This is a genomic window from Aeromonas sp. A600620 (assembly GCF_029479985.1).
Lineage (GTDB): Bacteria > Pseudomonadota > Gammaproteobacteria > Enterobacterales > Aeromonadaceae > Aeromonas > Aeromonas veronii_A.
Genome location: NZ_JAAKXB010000002.1, coordinates 435,629 through 455,881, shown reverse-complemented (window position 1 = coordinate 455,881; position 20,253 = coordinate 435,629). Strand labels below are relative to the sequence as shown.

Genomic DNA, 20,253 nt, shown 5'->3' with positions numbered 1-20,253 from the left:
CAGCCCTTGGGCTGCGCTCTTTTTTTCAGGGCCCGGCGCGTTGTCCAAGGCGCGGCCCATGCAAGCGAACATAAGGAAGATGGCATCATGAAGATATCCAGCTGGCCCGTGCTGGCACTGGCCCTCTCTGCGGCGGCCCTGATCGCCCCGGCCCATGCGGGCACCACCACCAGCGGCAAACTCGATCCGGCCGCCAGTGCCCGCGCCAAGGCCAAGGTGGCCCAGTTTCTCGACTGGGAGCGCCAAGTCAAACCGAGTGGCCTCTATCAGAGCGATCTCGGCGGCGCGCTGCCCACTATCGTCTCCCCCGAGCTGCTCTGCCTGCTCAATGCCGCCTCCAAGGCGCGCGAAATAGCCACCCGCGAGGCCCCCGACGAGAAGCCCCCCTTTGTCGAGGGCAACCCCTTCCTGCCCAACGCCTGGGATAACCTGCTGGGCTCGGAGATCCTCTCGTCGCGCGCCATCGCCGGCAGTCGGGATCGCAGCGAGGTCAAGGTGCGCTTCACCTTTGGCGAGCCGGGCACCCCGCTCGACGCCCCCAGCGGCACCTACCGTTTTGTCAGCACCTATCTGGTACAGGACGGGCCGCAAGGCGCCCGCATCACCGATATCGACGCCGGCGGCAGTTGCGACTTCTGCCAATCCGGCAGCCTGCGCGCCGCCCTCTATGAGACGCTCACCGCCTATCCCGCCGCAGGAGGAGAGCAGTGCAAGGGGTTGGGGAAATAGTTTTTTAGTTGGGATAGCAGTGTGTTTGGGGAATAGAAATAAAAACCGCAGCTTAAGGCTGCGGTTTTTTTGTGGTTTGCAGGGGGAACCAATACCGTGCCCGCCCGTGTTTTCATTTATCAGCAGTGCAAGGCGCTGACAAAAATATGTTTATAGAAAATATGACGAAATCATGCTGATTCAGTCAATTTATGATAGCAAGACCGCGGCGAATATTAAGTAAATAGACATCTTTTGTATTCGTTTTATGGCTTAGTTTACTAAGTATTTTTTGCTGTGTTTCGGGCGTCCAAAATATTTTAAGGCAACATCTCGTTCTAGTTATCGCAGTATAAAATATATTGTGTGAAATGTATTCCTCATTTGAGTCAGTAATTACTATTTTCACAGAATTGTATTCCAGTCCTTGGGCTTTGTGGATTGAAACAGCATAGGCCACTTGAAAAGGAACGGTTGTATTCAATGAATCATCGTCATCATCAATACTATTGGGGAAATCATAAACCTTGAATCGTACTGTCGACTCAGAAACCCATTTAAGATCATTGACTTTCAATACATCAAATGCACTTAGTGACCTGTCTAGTTTCACATCAAACTGAATCCAGCCAAGATCTTGAGCAATGCCTACGATCCATCCTTTTAGGTTGTTGAAAATTACTGGACGAAATCTCTCTGTGTCAGAAAATAGTATAGGGTCTCCTACTTTATAAGTGGACTCTTGCCAAATATGTGCTGTATTAATATTTCTGCTTTGAAGAAATCTGTTAACATTATTTATGCCATATAAACCATCATAATTAAGGCACAAGATAATTTCATCATCAGATTGTTTTTCAAATAGAGAATTGTTTAATAATGCTGAATACCCATTCTTAGCTATTACTTCTGCTATATCATCTTCATTTTTCCTGACCTCTTCCCAAAAGTATAGTAATTCTTTGTTTTTTGTTCTATATGGCGTGGTGAGCTCAAATATCGAACTTCTATTTATAAAGTGTCTAATAATCCCGAACCAATTTCCGAATTGTATAGACTCAATCTGAAAAACGTCACCTACTAATACTATTAACTTGAAAGAAGTTTTTTCTAGAACTTGTAAAAAATCGGAGTTACTGACCGTACTACACTCATCAATTATCAGTAGGTCATACTCTTTGTTAATTCTGCTTTTTGATATCTGACTGTTAATTGTGCGAAAATCGGAATTTTGCGCTGTTATTTTTCGCTGCAAGTTATCTATTGCTGGGTTGGTGTGTGCTAGAAATAATTTTTCGTTACTATTAAAGCAGCGAGCAATATGATCTAACATTGTTAATTTACCTGTGCCTGCTGCACCATAAATCAGAGCTACACATGAGAATTCAAATAGTTTCTTGAGTGCATCAGATTTCATTGGATCATCTATTCCTCGAGGTGCTTCATTGATCCATGCCTCGACATACTTCGTATAACCATCAATTCCATTAGCGGCTTTATTTTGGAGGAAATTAATTATTGACACAGTGTCATCTTCATACCCTCGGAAAAATATATTTTTTTTATCAAGTACCATGTGGCGTTCTTGGTGTTTGAAATAAACTTTTTTGTTATGTATTTTTATTAGCTCATCTAAATCTCCGAATATGGAACATTCACTTTCTGGTGTGTATAAAATTCCATTATTTTCTACATTGTTTCTGACCTGTCTTGCTAAAAGCTCATGTTTTCTGTCAGATGTATCTAAACTCTCAACTAGATCCCAATAACGAGGGTTGTGCCCGGGAAGGGAGGAGCAAAATGGCATGTCATCAAATGGGATACAACCAAACTTAAGTTTTAAGTTAGATAAACGATAGCATCTATCTCGGTGCGACTGTAACTTTATTATATTGTTGTTCATGCGGTACATAAGATAGCGGATGACACAATGTCCGGCAGATAAAGACGTTATTATTTTCCGCGAAACATCCAATATTTTGAATATATGAGGGGTTGGAGTGTTCTGAGTAACTATGTTTTTTATTGTGGTATAGACGTGATCTGGCAGAGTTACAATATCAAGTAAGCTATCACCCCTACTTGTTAGAACATTCATTAAGAGTTTGTATTCATCAGAGCTAGGTTTAACATGTGAATCTATACCAAAAATAGCTGAAAAATTATTGATTTCACATGGTCTAATAGATACTTCCCAATGCCTAATGATTGTTATTGGCATTGTTTGATCAATTACATTTATTGAGTCGCGCTGCAATTTCAACATCACCGCGTGATTATCGGAAAGTTCTAGTTCTGTAAATGCAATAATTCTCTCGGATTTATTTGCTCTGTTAATTGCTCTATAAAATGTAACTTCATAAAGGACAATGCCATTACAAAAAAATGGCACTATTTTATGAATGTAATAACGACCAGAGATGAGTTTAACATTGTCATTTACAGGTTTAAAATGGATTCTTTCCGCTATTTTATCATGATACTCACGTAGTGAGGGGTCAAGGTTGATTGGGAATTTTTCTAGATTTGTTAAGGTGTTGATCCCTAAGCTAGTTTTGATGATATGTCTAGTTTTATGAAGGTATTCATAATACTTGATCATTAAACGTTCTGAATTATCGCTATCTAGTGTATAGTGGGATGCAACCTTTTGAATAAGTTTATGGAATTTACCAAGGAAATTTAACTTTCCTTGGCTTTTAATAAATTCTAGGGCAGGGGTGATGCTGTCATAATTAAACTGGGTGTCTAGTGAGTTTTTGTGTAATCCTACTGCTACTCCCTCAATTAAATTGCGTAATTGAGATAGTATATTTTGTGATAAAAGCCCTCTTTGCTCTGTAAGTAGGTCAATATTAGTGCATATAGCTTGGTTTGTGCTAGTTATTTGATCGCGAACGGTAGTCATGCTAAAAACACTCCTTGTTAAAGCTGTAGGTTCGATTAGCGAAGCGTAATCGGACGTTCGAGAAATAAGATGTTATTACGGTGAAGTACTCACAGTCGGGCATTCGATATAAAGCCGTTTCCCGATAGAGATGTCTGCCACTTGCAGCTGTACCCGCCATGATTTTTTCACCTATGCAATCATCCTGATGAAGTCTGTTGCATAGGTGCGACAATCTGCTCTCGCCATGGGATGGGCGAGGGGTTGGCTGTGAGCTAACAACCCGTCCGATCTTTGCCCCGAATAGGCTGGGGAGTGTTACCGCGGTGCAATGCGCTGCGCTTGGTGCACCCTACGCCTGTTAACCGGCCTCGGTGTCGCGGGTTGGGTGTTGCCCCCTGTTGTTTGCCGGGGTGATCCCGTTTGTCCCATACCGTAGGGTGCAATGAACGAAGTGAATTGCACCTCAATTCGACGCGGGGTTGCTTGTGGCAACAGGCTTTGCAGATTGCGCCATGGGGTTCACCTGTAAGGGGAGCGGTTAGCACGGACGATTACGCTGCGCTAATCGACCCTACCGACCCTGCTGGTGAAGTCATGCCAACGGGGTTGATGATCCCTCACCCTCTCCCGCAGAGAGAAGGGACGGTTACCTTGGTGCAATGCGCTGCGCTTATTGCACCCTACCGCTCACCCGCAGGGTAGAGGGGACGGTTACCTTGGCGCAGGGGCGGGAGACCGGCTGGTCTCCGTGAAAGACGCTACCGCCCCTGACTGTCGCTGCCACATTGCGCCGTTGACCTTGGTTTGGGAAAAGGGGCCAACAGGCGCCGCCAAATATCTTACGGATTCATTGAGCGCTTAACTATGGCGGCCATCACGCAACTATCAGAAACCAGAGGTTTTTTTGCGCTGGCACAAGCTTTTGTTAATTACTGATTGATTAATTGCAGGGCAAAGCTTACGCGGTTGGTCGTCTTGGGCAATCCGTTGCTATCACCTTGATTCAAAATGGCGATCACAGACTTTTTGCGCCGTATGCCTAGACTGGGTTGGCCGCGGTCGCTGAACCGCCGCCTCTGGATCAGCAGACAGGGTATAACTGAGCTGGCTCACCCCTATGCGTCACTGATGGAGGAGTCGGCCATGTCCGCTACCCGTATCTGGATTAAAAACCCCCTTGCCACTTTTACCCCCGAAGCTGTCGATGGCCGCGGCGGGCTGGTGATTGAAAACGGCCTGATAAGCGAGGTGCTGGCGGCAGGCCAGCAGCCTGCCCGGCCGTGTGATCAGCTGTTTGATGCCCGCGACCATTTGGTGCTGCCGGGCCTTATCAACACCCACCACCACTTCTACCAGACCCTGACCCGCGCCTGGGGGCCGGTGGTCAATCAGCCGCTCTTCCCTTGGCTCAAGACTCTCTATCCGGTCTGGGCCAGATTGACGCCCGACGCGCTGGCGCTGGCGAGCAAGGTGGCGATGGCGGAGCTGCTGCTCTCGGGTTGCACCACGGCGGCCGATCACCACTACCTCTTCCCGCGCGGGATGGAGGAGTCCATCGATATTCAGGTGGCGGCGGTGCGTGAGCTGGGGATGCGCGCCATGCTGACCCGCGGCTCCATGAGCCTTGGCGAGGATGAGGGGGGCTTGCCGCCGCGCCACACGGTGCAGGGGCAGCAGCAGATCCTCGATGACAGTCTGCGGCTGGTGCGCCAGTATCACGAGCGCGGCGCCGGGGCGCAGATCCAGATTGCGCTGGCCCCTTGCTCCCCCTTCTCGGTGACCGAGGAGATCATGGTGGAAAGCGCCAGACTCGCGGCCGAGCTCGATGTGCGGCTGCACACCCATCTGGCGGAGACGCTGGATGAGGAGGCGTTCTGCCTTGCACGCTTTGGCCTGCGCACCGTCGATTATCTCGAAAAGGTGGGCTGGCTTGGCGATCGCACCTGGCTGGCCCACGGCATCCACTTCAATCCGGACGAGATTGCGCGGCTGGGGGCGGCAGGCACCGGGGTGTGCCACTGTCCGGTCTCCAATATGCGGCTCGCCTCCGGCATCTGCCCGACCCTGGATCTGGAGGCGGCCGGTGCGCCGGTGGGGCTCGGGGTGGATGGCTCGGCCTCCAACGATGCCTCGAACCTGATGCAGGAGGCCCGTCAGGCGCTCTATCTGCAGCGGCTGCGCTACGGCGCCGAGCGCATCACTCCGCGCAAGGTGCTGGAGTGGGCGACCGTAGGCTCGGCCCGGCTGCTCGGGCGCGGCGATCTCGGTGAGCTGCTGCCCGGCAAGCAGGCAGATCTGGCGCTGTTCAAGCTCGATGATCTGCGCTTTAGCGGCAGTCACGACCCCATCGCGGCCCTCATCTTGTGCGGCGCCGAGCGGGCCGATCGGGTGATGGTGGGTGGCAAGTGGCGGGTGGTGGATGGTGCCATCGAGGGGCTGGATATCGAGCAGCTTATTGCCCGTCACAAGGTGGCCGCCGCCGCGCTGGTGCATGGCTAGCCGACTCTGGTGCCACTCCCTGGCTGTATGGAGTTGGTATTCACCTGACAGTTGTCCACAAAAGGGAGTGGTCATATGGCTTCAAACCGGATAACAAAACAGTGCCCCCTACTGTGTTATCTGGAGTCACCGTAGACCTGCAACGAGAAAAACTCAGCCTGCCAGAGCTCGCCAAAGAGCTCAATGACGAGTAACTTCGCCTGTTCGAGCGTCTCAGCCCAGAGTTTCGAGAACGTCAGATTGAGGTCCACTACACCGGAGAACTGGTGGCTGTCGGCACCTTCTTCGTCGGCGCGATCCAAGGGGTTGGCAGGTGTATCTGCAAACCGTGCTGGACTGCTACAGCCGCCACGCCTGGGGACGGCTCTACACCAGCAAGCTGCCGGTGACCTCGGTCTATGTGCTCAATGAAACGGTACAGTCGTTTTTCGAGGCCCACGAGGCACGGGTCTATACCATCCTGTCGGATAACGGGCGCGAGTTCTGTGGGCGCCCAGACCATCATCCCTACGAGCTGTTCCTGCAACTGGAGGGGATTGAGCACCGGACAACCAAGGTACGCAGGCCGCAGAGCAACGGCTTTATCGAACGGCTGCATCGCACACTGCTGGATGAACACTTCCGTATCAAGGGGAGGACGACTTGGTATGAGTCGGTAGAGCAGATGCAGACAGACCTGGGTAGCTACCTGGCGCACTACAACACCCAGCGGCCGCATCAGGGCAGGATGATGGAGGGACTGACGCCCTACAGCATGTTCAAGAAGGGTCTGAAATTGATACCGAAGGAAGTGCGCTCTAAAGTAGCGTAAACAAGACACCGGCTTGAGGCCGGTGTCAGGTGATAACTAGATCTGTACAGCAGCTTAATAGACTTAATTTAAATGACTAACGGCCACTTCATTATTAACTCTACAGTCATTTTTTTTGATAATAAAGTAGCCAGCCAATTTTTTACCAACTCGTTGGGATGGCTTTTCCACTAGCTTATGTAAAACCCAAGATAAAAATATGCACCCACCAGTCACAATCAACAGTGAAACCCAAGCTTTCATGCCAAGATCGAGTAAGATTCTAAGCGCTACATAGCCAGCGACACCATGTATCACATAAAGTGGGTAGCTTATATCTGCCAGGAAATCGAAGAACTTGTTTGACCTGAAAAAATCCTGATACGTAAATGCAAAAATGAAGGTCAGCAATGCAAATGCATAGCTCCATGCTACCGTTATTCCGGCAGCTGCGGGGCCAATATACCATTGCAAACAGAAAAGGCAAAAAATCACTCCAATTAAAAGATATGCTTTGTCTCTTTCAATACGACCACGTTGGACATAGTGAAACACCACCCCAATGAACATATATATAATATATTGCGACACTGTCATAAAGGTCATTGCCAATTGCCACAACCTTGCATCCGTATTACCCCAACCGGGAATATACTTATTAATAACAATCGATGCTATGAAGATAAATATCGGGGCTAAAAAAACCATGGTTGATTGCTTTCGAAATAGCACAATCAATAACGCACAGACAAAATAAAACTTCATTTCTATCTCTAGCGTCCACACTATTCCATCAATACCTCTTGACCATAAGACATCTCTAATACCAGGTATGTAATGAATCAATACCTCTTGAGTAGTGAATGGCCACTCCCTTGAAAAATAATGCGAGCTAATTAAAATGGCAACCAACGTAATACTAAAACCTACAATATATGTTGGCACAATTCGCAGCATTCGATTGATAGTAAAACCAAACCAACTTGTTTTTTGCAAAGAAAATGGAATTACGAAGCCACTAATGATAAAAAATAATGCTACACCATATGCCCCCCAATTAAATAATGAAAATGCGTTTAATAATGAAACATAAATAGGAATTGCATGCGTTTCAAAGGGAAGCATTGGCGCATTTGTTAACACCTCTACAGCTGCACGGCTTGACCAAAAAACGCCATAGTAATGTGAAATAACTACAGCTAATGCAGCAAAGCCTCTTAGAGTGTTTGCGAAATCAATCCTATTGCTTTTCTGGTTTTGCATATGGTTGACGTAGATAGTGAAAGATTGACAAATTGTAACATGAACTCAAGCACAGTCTGTAGTGGTCAACTAAATCCTGACTCTTGATTAGGCGGATCCTCGGCTTTTGCTGGCGTGACCCCGTAATTGTGTTGATGTGGATGCCGCCAGTTGTAGTAATCGGCGTTGTTGCCCAAATCCCCCAGCAAGTCATGACTTCCCCAGCCCCTGGTGACCGCAACACTCGGGGTTTTCTGACAGGTAGACCCAGGGTATTGAGTTTGTTTATGGCGCTTACATACGCCATGACTTCTCCCACTTGGCCGTTTAGTTACGCAGACTGATTTTCCCCGCCAACAACTGCTTGAACCGATACATCACCGTCTCGGCCAGCGAGCGACGGTGATACCCCGATATCTTCTTCCAGTCCGCTAGCCCTTCCTTGCGCATCACAACACAGCATCATTTCTCGGGTGTCCCTTTTCCATAACGCCGTGCTTTCGCTAGTCAGGATACAGGCTGTCGCCCCCTGTGCGCTAGATAAGCTGATGGCTGGCTTTACTGTCGTCGGCGCCATCCGCATAAACATGTCCCAGCGAGACTTCCGCCGCCACGATATCGTGGCTCACCGGATCTACCGCCAGATGCAACTTGCGCCACACTCGCCGTTTTTCGGCGCAGTGTTTGCTGACCTTTCACTCACCTTCACCAAACACCTTCAGCCCGGTTGAGTCGATAACCAAGTCGGTAACGCGTCCCCTTGGGGGGAGCGATAAGCCACTTTCACCATACGGGCTCGCTTGCAGACACAGCTATAGTCCGGTGCGCACAACGCCAGATTCCTCAACTCGAGCAGGGAGTCGAGTAGTCCCCGAGTGGCCCGCGGGGTGAAGTTGAAAATTCCCTTGAGCATCAGGAAGGTACAGATGGTCTGGTTGGTGTAGAACTGGCTGCGGCCTTGCCGTCCGTGATAGTCGTGGTGAAACCAGTTGCTCATGGCCTCGGCATCAACCCAGAAAGTGGGTGAACCACGGTGAATCAAAGACTTGTTGTATTTAGGCCAGTTGGTGATGGGGTGCAGCGAAATGCCCATGATGCAAACTTGAAGAGGATGGTGATGAGCAGATCACCGAGTCCTCAGCTAGTTCCATTCAAGCTGCATCGATTTGGGCAACAACGCCTAGCAATCCATCAGGTAATAGCTGATATCCAGCTTCGCTTCCCGCAGGTTCAGGTATCCCGTTGCTGGGAGCCACTGTGACTTCAAGCTTCTGAACAGCAACTCCATCGGGACGTTATCCCAGCAGTTACCACCATGATTCATGCTCCAGGCCATGCGATAGCGCCACTGTCGTTGCCGAAATGCCCGACTGCCCTATTGGCTGCCCTGGTCGGAGTGAAACAGCACACCCTGATTGACAAGCCCGCTGCTGATAGGGCATCTCCAGAGCTTTGATGGCCAGATCTACATCAGGCTTACCAGAGATCGTCCAGCCCACAACTCGCTGGGTATGCAGGTCGAGCATCACAACCAGATAATGCCAACTAGCCCCTGCCCAAACCTAGGTGATATAGCCACACCTGATTGAGTTGCTGGACATCAAATTTGCGGGCCAGCAGATCGGGAATATCCGGTCGTGCAGACCGGGCACCTTATAACGGTGTGCGCCCGGCTGTTTGGATGCCAACCCGGATTCCTTCATCAGGTTACGGACTTTGAATCGGCCAATCTGATACCCCAGCGTTCGCATCATCGACATCAAGGCGCGACTGCCTGCGGAATCCCGGCTCTCTTTGAACAAACGGCGCAACTAACGGCACTGTTGCATGCACTCACGGTTAATTACTCTCCTACGAACCAGATAATCATAAAAACAGAACGAGGGAGCATCGCAAGCGCAGCAGACCAAAGTGATGAGGGCTTTCCTCCAAGTCCTGTCAGGGATATCTAACGGGCTAAATGATCTGAGAGTAGTAACCAAAGCGAAAACAGGGACCGTAGAGCAGGACGGAGCCTCTCAGACCACCAGTAAGAGAACATTGAGCACAACACTGCGCTTTCATGGCCATGAATACCCGGTTGGAGAATGGAATAACTTACCAAGCAAGGAGTGGTGGAAGTAATCGGCCATACCCTAACCCACGCGGTAAATTCCTCGGCTATATACAGACCCGATAAAAGCCTGCCTTCAGCAGGCTTTGTTGTTATGAAGCTGTGGACTCAGCACAATCGCTGTCGCCACTTTGTCGCCATTTAGGCAAAACAAAAAGGCCGCTATTGCTAGCGGCCTTTTGTAACTATTTGATTTTAATGGTGCCCGAGGCCGGAATCGAACCGGCACGACGCGAACGCCGAGGGATTTTAAATGCCTGCGCCCAGCCTTTAAAATCAAATAGTTAAATAAATACAGTCACTTATAGACACGTCATTATGCGGAAAAATGCGGTGTTCTGCGAGCTGTGTGGATCAAATGTGGACACTAGCGCAGGTTGTTTACCGTCAGCGGATTGAGCCGCAACGCATCTTCAAGGTGGTCTGGGGCAAAGTGGGCATAGCGCATTGTCATGGTGATGGTCGAATGCCCGAGTATCTTTTGCAGCACCAGAATGTTACCACCGTTCATCATAAAATGGCTGGCAAAGGTGTGACGCAGCACATGGGTACTCTGCCCTGCTGGTAGCTGGATCCCCGCCTTGTGGATGGCGGATTCAAAGTGGTGGTAGCACTCACTGAACAACTTGCCCCGGCGCTTGGGGATGATGTCGATCAGCTCTTGGTTGATGGGCACGGTTCGGCGCTTTCCGCCTTTGGTGTGAGTGAAGGTCAACCGGTTCTGTGACACCTGCGACTGGGTCAGGTCCTGGATTTCTCCCCAACGCGCCCCTGTGGCCAAACAGAGTCGCACAACAATGCCAAGATCTGGATTACTGGCTGCGTCACAGGCATCAAGTAACGCCTTAATCTCATCAGGGTATAAGAACGCCAGCTCTGATTCGGAAACCCGGTAAAGCCGCATCCCGGCCAACGGATTCTCTGCCGTCCACTCACCCAACCGCTTTAGTTCATTGAACACTGCTCGCAGGTAAGCGTGATCGCGGTTCACCGTCGATGCGCTCACCCCCTTCCCTTCTTGCGTTGCCGCCCGCCGATCGCTAACAGCACCAGAGAGACGCGCCTCCCGATACTTGGCAAAATCATTACCGGTGAATTCGCTGGCCAGCGGATTACCCAGGCTTTCGCAGATCAGCAACAGCTTGGAGCGCCGCTGCTCACCATCACGCAAACTCTGGCCATGCAGGCCATACCAACGTTCGACCAAATCAGACAAACGCCGGGTATCTGCTGCAGGTTCAACGGTTTGCTCATCATTCCCCTGCCAAGGCTTCTCGGCGAACTGCTCAAGCTGCCACAGCTCCCACGCTGCCGCCTCGCCTTTGGTGGCAAATCGCTTGCGCCTACGCGGCCCATTGCGACCAACTGGGCGAATATCAGCAAGCCAGGGAAGCGGCTTGCCATCATCAAGTTTGCGGACGGTCATCAGATGTAGGCAAAACGTTTAGATTACTTGCCTGCTGGGAAAAACCGTAAGAGTGTGAACAAGAGGCCACATCCGGTAAACACGGCACCAAATAGCCAAAGATACATTTTGTTAAATCGAGCTTCCAAGTCGACTTTGGTCGCAAATTTCTCATCAAGCTTCGATAACTTTTCCAAGGCTGTTAGCTGGTTGGTTTTCATCCCTTCCAACAGAACTCGAATATCTTGAACTGTGGTTTCGATAGATCTCACAGAGCCTTTTAATTCAGTAATATCACGCTTGATAAACTCAACATCAGACTCAAGTTTCGCTACACGAGACTCCATGCCACCACCTCCGTTATCGCCCCCTCCACTTTTGAAATGAGTCTCACTAGCATCCTCAAAGGAAACCCTTTTGAGAGGGGGAGCACTAGTTCTCATAGCTCACCTCCATCAGGAGAAGAGGAATCATCCATATCTGACTTTGTTACCCAGTCAATGATCTCATCAACCATAAACTGATGTACACCTGAACACTTAGGACACACCATGGGGATAGTGTAAAGCATAAAACCCATCCCAGTTCTTGTCTCAATGATATGAACGTAAGGCTCGCTAGGTTCGACTGTTTGCCAATTAACAGGATTGTCTGTACCAACCTCATTCCCTAGGGCATGGGGTGCAGGATCAGGAACTTTTACTAATGGACCATCATGAAGTTCAGCCTGTTCATCATCGATTTCTGTTGGTGTCAGGCGTGTGGTAGGCATTCTGAGCCCTTCATTACCACAAAATGGGCATTTAACCGTGATTTTCTTTGCGCCGAAGTATCGACGTACATCCTTCGATTTTACCAGAGGACCCTCATAGATATGAGGTGAAGAACTACTGGTTGTTGCCATTGAACATTACCTTTAAAAAACAAAGAAGATAGCTCCAATGTTAAGGTGCATTGCTTTCCATTAGATACAACGCAGCCTCACTCGAAACCATTTGACTTGGTAGATTGATACAGTAACAACCTTTTCTATTGTATCAAAGTACGACTTAACTCTATCTAGATGAGCCAATGGGACTCGCTGTGCACCTCTGTCCATTTTCTGGACTCAATCACCCCAGCCAAGCCAAGCCAAGCCGTACATCACTCACCAACAGTCTTTCGCTATGTACATAAACAGAGCGCACTGGCGCCAAATGTACATCATTATGTGATAGATAGTGCATCAAATTCCTATCGTTTCCTAAAAATCCGGTGTTCTACCATCACGCCGATGATCTCGATGTGTTGCCGGTCGGAGTGCATGGAAGGGTAATCGTCATTTAGTGGGACAAGCTCAAACACCTCTTGCCCGTTTTCATCGATTCCGCGGGGTCGGAACTTCTTGAAAGTAGCACCTTCACTACCGTTCTTGGCAACGACATAATCGCCAGGGCGAGGTGACTCATCAGGGTCAACGATCACCAAATCCCCTTCATTGAAGAGCGGTGTCATAGAATTGCCGCGTAGCCAGAGACCAAACCCGCGAGGGCCAATATCGATACTCGCAGACACATACTCGACATTGCCATCAAACCCGCTGGCCTGTTCGCACATCTCGCGCCAGTGGCCAGCCTGTACATAACTCAGGATCGGCACTCGCCGTCCGACTGGGATCTCCGTCGGTTCGACATTGCTAAATCTCACATCATCTTCATTCCCCCCAGAAGCCGTCTTGCTCAAAGGCTCGCCTGAGAAGGCAATAAGGCTCTTGCTCTTTGCCCATTCGTCAAAAAGCTTATTCACATATTCCGAAACATCGCGTTCCGCAACATCGTGGGAATTGCCAACTCTAGCAGCCTGGTGAGCCTCATCCGTCAAGACAACTGAAGGATTCGGGGACCCCTTTCCTGTCGAAAGCCAGTGAGCAGAGACACCAAACACTTTCGCAAGGGCAATTAGATAATCACCACTCGGCGAATGCTCGCCACTTTCCCATTGAGAGACCGACGCCCGACTAGCGCCAACCAGCTCACCTAGTTTTTGCTGGGTAAGCCCATGTTTTTTCCTGAGTTCTTTGATGCGTTCACTTTTCATGTTTAGCACTCTAAACAAAATGAAGTTAAAAGTGCTTGCGCGCAATGTTAAGCGATCTTACCATCATCAATGGCAAGCACTTTTAACATTGTTAAGCAGTCTGACTGCGGGAGGTTCTGTGAAAAAGAATGATGTCCTTGAGTATTTCGGGGGTGTGAGCAAAGCAGCTAACGCTCTTGGGATTACCAGGTCTGCAGTGTCCCAATGGGACGAGATCATCCCGGAAAGTAGCGCTTACAAAATTGAGTCGCTGACCGGCGGCAAGCTGAAAGCCGAACCATCAGCACAATCATCACATCCGGCGCAGTAAGGAGATAGCTATGACGATAGAAAACCATCCTGTCGAGCCCATCACCGAGGTACTGCGTGAACTGGCAGCCATCAAGCAAGGGCTGGCCTTGCAAGCCCTGCCGGCCATTCCGCTCGATGCCTTTTTGGACATGCTGCTCGACGTCTACAAGTTCAAGCTCCCCAAGCGCACCGCCCAGGACATGATTGCCGATGGCCGCATTCCCATCATTCCCAAGCTACGCGCCGGCGATCAGCCCTGGGTCAATCTGGTGCGCTGGCGCGATATGGCCAGCGAGCCGGAGCAGTATTTCAAGCTGGTCAATGAGAACTCCGGACGGCGGTTGGCAAGCCGTGCGCTGACCAAGAAGCCCACGTCCCGCTCTGTGGCTTGATCACACAGTAGCGACTGCGAACAGGAGCTGAAAGTGTCTAACTGTCAACAAAACATACACCGCCATTTCGCCAGTGCCTGCGACCGCTTCAAGCAGGTGCACAACCTTGCCGACCTGGCTGCGCAGATCGGCATGAGTGCCGATGTGCTGCGCAACAAGTTCAACCCGGCTCAGGCGCGGCACAAGTTGACTGCGACTGACCTTATCGACCTTTACCGCGTCACCGGTGACGACACCTTGTTCGACGGGTTGCTGTTTGATTGCCAATTGACGGCCGTGCGCTTGCCGGCGGCTGCGGCTGCTGCACCAGAAGCACGTGCCCAGCAGGCACTCAATGCGGGGGCCCAGATCCTGGGCGTCACCGCTCAGGCGACCACGCTGCTTGCCGGTGACCGCGTCACCAAATCCAACCGAAACACCGTCGTCACCGGCATCTGGGCTGGCATTGAGCACCTTGTGCTGCTGGCTACCGAGGTCGAAGACCGCTTTCACGCCGTCCCTGGTCTTGCGTGTGCCGCTGATATGGCGCGTGCAGCACTGGGCGCATAGGAGAAGCCATGAGACTGATTTGCCCCCACTGTGGTGCCCGCGCCAGCACTCGCACATCCATCCGGATGAGCCCGCTTTGCGGCATCGCCACTTATCAATGCAGCAATGTGGATTGCGGCCACACCTTCAAGGCGGGGTTCGAAATCATCGCAACCATCAGCCCCAGTGCCATGCCCAATCCGGCCATTGTGCTGCCCATCGTCCCGCGCAGGGTGAAAGAGGTGGCCCAGTGACCCCCTCACTGGCCGCCAAATTCTGCGCACAGGTGAAGGAGAAACCAGCATGCAACACACCCAACTAGAGCCCCGCAACATCGCCGGTCTGACCGCCGAGGAGCAGGTGCTGATGAATACCGCAGGCATTGCGCTGTTGCGGGAGCACCTCAACCGAGCGGGTTCAAACCTCGACGGTGATTGGCTTAATGCGCCCAAGACCAAGCGCGTCGCCATTTGCACCATCGCCCGCCAGCCGTGGGATTCGCTGATGATGGCGACCCTCTCTGCCCTGCCCTATCAGCAGCGTGAGGCGATCCGCCTTGCGGTGATTGCGCTGGATTATCAGCCGCTGTTTCACAGCGGGTGTGACCCCAAGGTGTGGCACCCGTCGGTGAAGGTGATGCCAGCAGAACTGGCCGAGCGGAAGAAGAGAGAACAGGCCAAGCGCCAGCAACTGGATCATGCGGTGCATGTCGCTGGCCAGATTGGCCAAGAAGGCCCGCGACCTATCGGGCACTAAAAAGCCCGCTTAACGGAGCTGCAACTCCAAGCGGGCCTTTATCAACAACGTATGAGGAAGTCGACATGGCAACTTTAGCGATCCCCTGCGCACTGCGCAACCTTCGCATCCAGCAACGCAAGCTGACGGGCCGCTATGGCGCCCGTCTTAGCCAGCACCCTGACGGGGTGGCGCTGCTCGAGCGTTCCACCGCACTGGCTTGGGCTTCTCTGTTCAGCCGCATCAACCCCTGCACACCTCAACAAGGAGCCTGACCATGACCGCACAACCGACCCAAATCAATCTGCTCAACCACCATGCCGCCAAGCGACTTCGCCAGTTGCGGGAACAGTTGAAGCTGAGCCGCCCGAAGTTTGCCGACCTGCTGGGTATTCCACCCACCACGCTCAAGAACTACGAGCTGGGTTACCGCGAGATTGGCGGCGGTTTGTTCCTGCTGATTGCCAACCACCCGGAGCTGAAACGGCACATCGACTGGCTGCTGACTGGCATCGCCACACCGGAGGTGCAGGCATGAGCAAAATCTTCCACCCCATATCCGAACAAGAGGCGTTGGCAGAGTTGCCGCGCCTTCAGCAACGGCTGACCGCCAAAGCTCGCCCTGCTTCTTTTACCTATCGGGGGTCAGAGGGCAAATCCCTGTTAGTCCAGGCGCAGCAGTCATTGCGCTGGCATCAGTTGTTTCACCACCTCAACCGGAGGGCCCGCCCATGAGTGATGCCATCAAGATTGCCAGCCAGGCGCCCAAGGTGATCGAGGGTCTGCTGGCCGAGATGTTTGCCGCACGCGCCGAGGATAACCGCATCGCCCTGGGCGCACTCTACTCGGGGAATGAATACATCCAGGTGCAACTGGTGGTGACCAGCAAGCCTGCGGATCTGCTCGATGACGATTTGGTGATGGGGGATGAGGCATGAGTACCACGCTGTTCACCCTGGCCAGCCTGAAAGAGTGGCTAGCCCAGAACGAATCGAAACTGCTGCCGACAGCCCCGCTTTGCTGTGGTGGTGAACTCGGTATCTCGATCCGCATCGAGGCGGGCCATATCGCCATCGATGCGCCGGACTTTCAGGCAATAGATGAGGCATGCGATGAGCAACTTCGATCTGTTTGAGCTGGACGCCCAACAAGAGCAGAGCGAAGCCGGCCCTGCACATATGCAACCCACCACACCGGTCAGCCAGCTGACCACCCACTGGTTTGCCGCCCGCGCCGAGTTTATCGCTGCGGGCAGCGATGCCAGAGGCAACCGGGATCAGGTAGCCGAGCTGCTGGCGCTGGGCGCAATGCGCACCGTCTACTGGTTGGCCGCTGCAAATCTGGAGTTGGCACTAGCCCGGGAAATTGCCGAGTGGTGGGCCGAGTGCGCACCACTGCATGGACAGGGGGAGATCATCAAATGAGCCATGGACTGCAATGGGAGCTCACGCTCCTGCAAGATCGCTGGCAAGCCACCTACCGGGAAGACGCGGCACGGCTGCGCCTTTATCAGCGAGAGCTGGCCCATGCGCGCCGGCTACCTGCCCGCCCCCGCGCCAGCATCAAGCAGTTGCTGCGCCAGTGTGCGGCCGCTCGCCGATTAAAAGAGCAAGCCCTCATGAGCGTTCGCGGCTACCAATCCCACATCAAACAGCTATCCGGTTATCTCTCTGCATGACCAGCAAGACCAAACGCCTGCCGCTGTCGAAAAGAACACTGCGGCAGCGCATCGATACCCTTTGCAACTCTCTGCCCGGCGTCAACTTTGACGCCGCTTTTGCTGGTGACCGCGGCCAGTACGACCTGATCTGGGCCATGCAACTGCTCGATGGGCTCTCCACCGAGTTGACCAAGAACCTGTTGAAGCAGTACATCCGCCGCCGCAAGGATTGCAGCTTTACCCATTGCCGCTCTGCCAACATCTGGTTGAGGGAGCGAACCAAGTGGGTGCGGATGCAGCTCCAGACCATCCCGGTCGACCCGAAACAGATGCGCGATGAAGACGGCCGCAAGAAAGTGGCCCACCAGTTCGCCAACCAGACCGCGGCCATTTACAAGAACATCGAGCAGGGCATCAAAGAGGGCGCTAAGCCGGATCTGCTGCAGACCTGGGAGCTGATGCGCCAGCCTGCCGACCAGTGGGGGTTTATCGGCGATCTGCCGAAGTTCAAAACCGACGAGATGCGGGATAACTGGATCCTGAGCGTGCTGGTGCGCCTGCTCTCAGCCAAGTGGTGGGAGAAGCGCGTCAACCGCTGCTGGGACAGGCTACAAGAGCACATCAATATCCTGCTCGGCAAAGTGCGCAAGGGCGTATCTGCTTATGTATCGAACGCCACCATGAAGGTGGTGCGCGAACGCAAGCGGGCCATGATGCGCTGGCTGGCCGAGTCGGAAGTGGTGAACGAGCGTTATGACCTGGTCGTGTCGATGAAGGATTGCTGGGAGGCCAGCAACGCCAACCCGGTGAACCGCCGCAACGAAATGATGGTGCGTGCGCGGGGGTTCAATGACTATGCCGAGGAGCAGGGTCATGTGGGGGTCTTCTTCACCTGGACCGCCCCGAGCCGCTTTCATGCCTGGACACAAAAGCACAACGGCAAAGCGGTAGAGAACAAACGATATCAAGGGGCCACGCCGCGGGAGACCTGCGCCTATCTAGCCAAACTATGGAGCCGAGCCAGGGCAGCCCTCAAACGGTGGAACGCCCCCGTTTATGGATTTCGTGTTTGCGAGGCTCACCATGACGGCACCCCGCACTGGCACCTGCTGCTATTTATGCGCCCGGAAGATCGCAACCGGGTGATCGGTATCCTGCAACGCTATGCCCTGACCGATGACCATGACGAGCTGGTACGGGATATCAAGGGCGCCCCACCCTTTACCGACTTTACTCCCCGATTCGACTGGAAAGAGATAGACCCGGCCAAGGGGGATGCAGCCGGCTATCTCGCCAAATACATTGCCAAGAACATCGACGGCGCCTACCTGGACGATGACGAGGAGGCCGGTACCGCCGCCGATGAGGGTGCCCTGCATGCCGTGGCCTGGGCCAGTTGGTGGGGTATTCGCACCTTCCAGCAGATCGGCGGCGCCCCGGTAGGGGTATGGCGCGAGCTGCGCCGCATCAGCAACGCCAAGAAGCATGCCGATCTGGTGGGCCCACCCAAGCCAGTACTGCAAGACCCGCGCTTTGAGGCAGCCCGATTTGCCGCTGATAACGGCATTTTCCGCTGCTACCTGCACGCCATGGGCGGCGCACTGGCGACCCGTGCCGAACACCCCATCAAGCTGGCCCACCTCATCGAGGAGCAGGCCAACAGCTATGGCGAAGACATCAAGCGACTGATGGGCATCACCTCCGCTCGCCTTGGCATCAAAACCCGCCTGCAAGGGTGGGAAGTGGTGCCTGCAGGTACCTATGTTGCTAATAGAGCCGCCGAGGCTGCAGCGAGGGGGGTTGGGGTTAAGCCGGGCGACAGCCCGGCACCTTGGAGCTCTGACAATAACTGTACGCGGCCCGATCCTGATGCCTTCGCAGACCAGATCATGAGGGAACAATGGGGGTTATCGCCCTTCTCCATTGACCGATTACGGGCTGGTGCCAATGTCACGGTGGACGGTTTCACCCTCTGGTTGGAGAACGGCCAGGTGCAGTCGAGTCGCTTGACCCCATCGGGCAATGACGACCCACTTATCGAGTTAGAATGGCTACGGGCCATGGTTGGTGTACCAGAGCCGGACGAACAGCCCGACACCATTACCTCCGATGATGAGCATTGGCCGACACTGGTGATGGATTGCTACGAGCTGTTCAACACTTGCGGATTTGCAGCATGCCATCAGTGGATCTCCGCGCTGCCCAATCCATATCGATGCGAACTCTGGAGAGTGCTTGATAAATTAGACTGGGCAGAGCGGCACGAAGTGGAAAACCCGTGGTTTAACGAACTGATGAGCGAGGTAGAGTTTGACTGACCTATTTTCCAAGCAGGAAGCACTGCAGGGCGAACGGCTCACCACATCCCATACCTACATACCATTGACGGTGTTGCAGTTCCAAACACTGGAGAGCCAGTTAAACCGGATGGGGCCCCAGATCGATGGTACCCCAGCATGGTCGCCTGAGCAGATGCTTGAATAGCTACAACAACTACGGCCGCATATCAGAGGGGTGGCCATAGATAGCCATGATGCACCAGGTATACAAGTTGGAACAGGTGGGAATCCCTCCCCTACCCCAAGCAATTCCCGGCCGCCAGCAAGCCCCCAAGCAGAAGGCTAAACGCCCCCATCCCAGTCGATGCTCCCTCTGCTTTCCGCCGATAGCCACCCCGTGTGCAAGTGCCGCGTTGTGGATGGCCTGGTGCCGTTGAACATCGACCAGAGCGGCACCATCCGTTGTGTCAGGACTGGCCGCACCCTCTGGATAGCTCCGGGTAACACGGCCGATCGCGCCAATCCGGGGGCGGCTGAACGGCTCAACTCTACTTACAAACCAGCCCTTCATCAGGTTGTGTTTGATTAAGGTCAACATACAGACGTGTCTAAAAGACCCGGGGCGATTCACGATGAGACCAAGAC

At 52.7% G+C, this 20,253-nt stretch carries 20 protein-coding genes and 3 pseudogenes; 15 read left to right on the top strand and 8 right to left on the bottom strand.

The genetic code is table 11. The annotated features are described in order from the left end of the window. Positions 1-87 precede the first annotated feature (87 nt). Complete coding sequence (locus tag G5533_RS04805; protein ID WP_127006522.1) at positions 88-729, top strand: hypothetical protein; 642 nt, start codon at positions 88-90, stop codon at positions 727-729. A 184-nt stretch (positions 730-913) separates the two neighbouring features. Here G5533_RS04805 and G5533_RS04800 read toward each other — a convergent pair whose 3' ends face one another. Continuing rightward, the gene (locus G5533_RS04800) at positions 914-3,616 is read right to left on the bottom strand and encodes an AAA family ATPase (RefSeq protein WP_441254565.1); all 2,703 of its coding nucleotides are present in this window, start codon (positions 3,614-3,616) and stop codon (positions 914-916) included. Between the two features lie 1,125 nt (positions 3,617-4,741). Between G5533_RS04800 and G5533_RS04795 the strand changes: the two genes are divergently transcribed. After that, complete coding sequence (locus G5533_RS04795; RefSeq protein WP_441254564.1) at positions 4,742-6,097, top strand: 8-oxoguanine deaminase; 1,356 nt, start codon at positions 4,742-4,744, stop codon at positions 6,095-6,097. A gap of 176 nt (positions 6,098-6,273) precedes the next feature. Continuing rightward, positions 6,274-6,908 (top strand): annotated as a pseudogene (locus G5533_RS04790) (integrase core domain-containing protein); the annotation flags it as partial. Between the two features lie 63 nt (positions 6,909-6,971). Here G5533_RS04790 and G5533_RS04785 read toward each other — a convergent pair. From G5533_RS04785 to G5533_RS04755, 7 genes and pseudogenes are all read right to left on the bottom strand, one after another. Beyond that, complete coding sequence (locus G5533_RS04785; RefSeq protein WP_216953306.1) at positions 6,972-8,150, bottom strand: acyltransferase family protein; 1,179 nt, start codon at positions 8,148-8,150, stop codon at positions 6,972-6,974. Between the two features lie 220 nt (positions 8,151-8,370). Beyond that, positions 8,371-9,222 (bottom strand): annotated as a pseudogene (locus tag G5533_RS04780) (IS5 family transposase); the annotation flags it as partial. Positions 9,223-9,315: 93 nt separating this feature from the next. Beyond that, positions 9,316-10,051: pseudogene (locus G5533_RS04775) on the bottom strand (IS3 family transposase); the annotation flags it as partial. Positions 10,052-10,609: 558 nt separating this feature from the next. After that, positions 10,610-11,668 carry a phage integrase gene (locus G5533_RS04770; RefSeq protein WP_216989557.1) on the bottom strand — a complete coding sequence of 353 codons (1,059 nt, stop codon included), beginning with the start codon at positions 11,666-11,668 and terminating at the stop codon, positions 10,610-10,612. A gap of 23 nt (positions 11,669-11,691) precedes the next feature. Then, positions 11,692-12,090 (bottom strand): hypothetical protein, encoded by a 399-nt coding sequence (locus tag G5533_RS04765; RefSeq protein WP_216989558.1) that lies wholly within the window; start codon positions 12,088-12,090, stop codon positions 11,692-11,694. Continuing rightward, complete coding sequence (locus G5533_RS04760; protein ID WP_216989559.1) at positions 12,087-12,551, bottom strand: hypothetical protein; 465 nt, start codon at positions 12,549-12,551, stop codon at positions 12,087-12,089. The genes G5533_RS04765 and G5533_RS04760 overlap by 4 nt, the downstream gene beginning before the upstream one ends. 329 nt (positions 12,552-12,880) lie before the next feature. After that, positions 12,881-13,723, bottom strand: a complete 843-nt coding sequence (locus G5533_RS04755) for a helix-turn-helix domain-containing protein (RefSeq protein ID WP_441254563.1) — start codon at positions 13,721-13,723, stop codon at positions 12,881-12,883. A gap of 118 nt (positions 13,724-13,841) precedes the next feature. Here G5533_RS04755 and G5533_RS04750 point away from each other — a divergent pair, with 118 nt between their 5' ends. From G5533_RS04750 to G5533_RS04695, 12 genes are all read left to right on the top strand, one after another. Beyond that, positions 13,842-14,033, top strand: a complete 192-nt coding sequence (locus tag G5533_RS04750) for a Cro/CI family transcriptional regulator (RefSeq protein ID WP_254204159.1) — start codon at positions 13,842-13,844, stop codon at positions 14,031-14,033. Between the two features lie 10 nt (positions 14,034-14,043). Further along, positions 14,044-14,406 carry a hypothetical protein gene (locus tag G5533_RS04745; protein ID WP_216988477.1) on the top strand — a complete coding sequence of 121 codons (363 nt, stop codon included), beginning with the start codon at positions 14,044-14,046 and terminating at the stop codon, positions 14,404-14,406. A 33-nt stretch (positions 14,407-14,439) separates the two neighbouring features. Next, positions 14,440-14,955, top strand: a complete 516-nt coding sequence (locus G5533_RS04740) for a phage regulatory CII family protein (RefSeq protein ID WP_216988478.1) — start codon at positions 14,440-14,442, stop codon at positions 14,953-14,955. A gap of 8 nt (positions 14,956-14,963) precedes the next feature. Further along, positions 14,964-15,188: an ogr/Delta-like zinc finger family protein gene (locus G5533_RS04735; protein WP_005351998.1), complete on the top strand. Its 225-nt coding sequence runs from the start codon at positions 14,964-14,966 to the stop codon at positions 15,186-15,188. Positions 15,189-15,237: 49 nt separating this feature from the next. After that, positions 15,238-15,690, top strand: a complete 453-nt coding sequence (locus G5533_RS04730; protein WP_216988479.1) for a hypothetical protein — start codon at positions 15,238-15,240, stop codon at positions 15,688-15,690. A gap of 65 nt (positions 15,691-15,755) precedes the next feature. Then, positions 15,756-15,944, top strand: coding sequence for a hypothetical protein (locus G5533_RS04725; RefSeq protein WP_058056131.1), 189 nt, complete (start codon positions 15,756-15,758; stop codon positions 15,942-15,944). 2 nt (positions 15,945-15,946) lie between these two features. Then, on the top strand, positions 15,947-16,207 hold the full coding sequence (locus tag G5533_RS04720) for a helix-turn-helix domain-containing protein (RefSeq protein ID WP_071911267.1): 261 nt from the start codon (positions 15,947-15,949) through the stop codon (positions 16,205-16,207). A 193-nt stretch (positions 16,208-16,400) separates the two neighbouring features. Beyond that, a complete protein-coding gene (locus tag G5533_RS04715) occupies positions 16,401-16,607 on the top strand; it encodes a hypothetical protein (protein WP_216988480.1) in 207 nt (68 codons plus the stop codon). After that, entirely contained in the window at positions 16,604-16,804 is a 201-nt protein-coding gene (locus G5533_RS04710; RefSeq protein WP_216988481.1) for a hypothetical protein, read from the top strand. Before G5533_RS04715 ends, G5533_RS04710 begins: the two co-directional genes overlap by 4 nt. Beyond that, entirely contained in the window at positions 16,782-17,093 is a 312-nt protein-coding gene (locus tag G5533_RS04705) for a hypothetical protein (RefSeq protein ID WP_206901623.1), read from the top strand. The genes G5533_RS04710 and G5533_RS04705 overlap by 23 nt, the downstream gene beginning before the upstream one ends. Then, positions 17,090-17,347: a hypothetical protein gene (locus G5533_RS04700; RefSeq protein WP_216988483.1), complete on the top strand. Its 258-nt coding sequence runs from the start codon at positions 17,090-17,092 to the stop codon at positions 17,345-17,347. Before G5533_RS04705 ends, G5533_RS04700 begins: the two co-directional genes overlap by 4 nt. Further along, positions 17,344-19,647 (top strand): replication endonuclease, encoded by a 2,304-nt coding sequence (locus G5533_RS04695; protein WP_441254562.1) that lies wholly within the window; start codon positions 17,344-17,346, stop codon positions 19,645-19,647. The genes G5533_RS04700 and G5533_RS04695 overlap by 4 nt, the downstream gene beginning before the upstream one ends. Positions 19,648-20,253 lie beyond the last annotated feature (606 nt).

Excerpts from the sequence above, each read along its gene's own strand:
- G5533_RS04755 (WP_441254563.1), bottom strand. The coding sequence starts at position 13,723 with ATGAAAAGTGAACGCATCAAAGAACTCAGGAAAAAACATGGGCTTACC.
- G5533_RS04770 (WP_216989557.1), bottom strand. The coding sequence starts at position 11,668 with ATGACCGTCCGCAAACTTGATGATGGCAAGCCGCTTCCCTGGCTTGCT.
- G5533_RS04705 (WP_206901623.1), top strand. The coding sequence starts at position 16,782 with ATGAGCAACTTCGATCTGTTTGAGCTGGACGCCCAACAAGAGCAGAGC.
- G5533_RS04700 (WP_216988483.1), top strand. The coding sequence starts at position 17,090 with ATGAGCCATGGACTGCAATGGGAGCTCACGCTCCTGCAAGATCGCTGG.
- G5533_RS04695 (WP_441254562.1), top strand. The coding sequence starts at position 17,344 with ATGACCAGCAAGACCAAACGCCTGCCGCTGTCGAAAAGAACACTGCGG.
- G5533_RS04760 (WP_216989559.1), bottom strand. The coding sequence starts at position 12,551 with ATGGCAACAACCAGTAGTTCTTCACCTCATATCTATGAGGGTCCTCTG.
- G5533_RS04785 (WP_216953306.1), bottom strand. The coding sequence starts at position 8,150 with ATGCAAAACCAGAAAAGCAATAGGATTGATTTCGCAAACACTCTAAGA.
- G5533_RS04715 (WP_216988480.1), top strand. The coding sequence starts at position 16,401 with ATGAGTGATGCCATCAAGATTGCCAGCCAGGCGCCCAAGGTGATCGAG.
- G5533_RS04795 (WP_441254564.1), top strand. The coding sequence starts at position 4,742 with ATGTCCGCTACCCGTATCTGGATTAAAAACCCCCTTGCCACTTTTACC.
- G5533_RS04805 (WP_127006522.1), top strand. The coding sequence starts at position 88 with ATGAAGATATCCAGCTGGCCCGTGCTGGCACTGGCCCTCTCTGCGGCG.
- G5533_RS04720 (WP_071911267.1), top strand. The coding sequence starts at position 15,947 with ATGACCGCACAACCGACCCAAATCAATCTGCTCAACCACCATGCCGCC.
- G5533_RS04765 (WP_216989558.1), bottom strand. The coding sequence starts at position 12,090 with ATGAGAACTAGTGCTCCCCCTCTCAAAAGGGTTTCCTTTGAGGATGCT.
- G5533_RS04735 (WP_005351998.1), top strand. The coding sequence starts at position 14,964 with ATGAGACTGATTTGCCCCCACTGTGGTGCCCGCGCCAGCACTCGCACA.
- G5533_RS04730 (WP_216988479.1), top strand. The coding sequence starts at position 15,238 with ATGCAACACACCCAACTAGAGCCCCGCAACATCGCCGGTCTGACCGCC.
- G5533_RS04745 (WP_216988477.1), top strand. The coding sequence starts at position 14,044 with ATGACGATAGAAAACCATCCTGTCGAGCCCATCACCGAGGTACTGCGT.
- G5533_RS04725 (WP_058056131.1), top strand. The coding sequence starts at position 15,756 with ATGGCAACTTTAGCGATCCCCTGCGCACTGCGCAACCTTCGCATCCAG.
- G5533_RS04710 (WP_216988481.1), top strand. The coding sequence starts at position 16,604 with ATGAGTACCACGCTGTTCACCCTGGCCAGCCTGAAAGAGTGGCTAGCC.
- G5533_RS04800 (WP_441254565.1), bottom strand. The coding sequence starts at position 3,616 with ATGACTACCGTTCGCGATCAAATAACTAGCACAAACCAAGCTATATGC.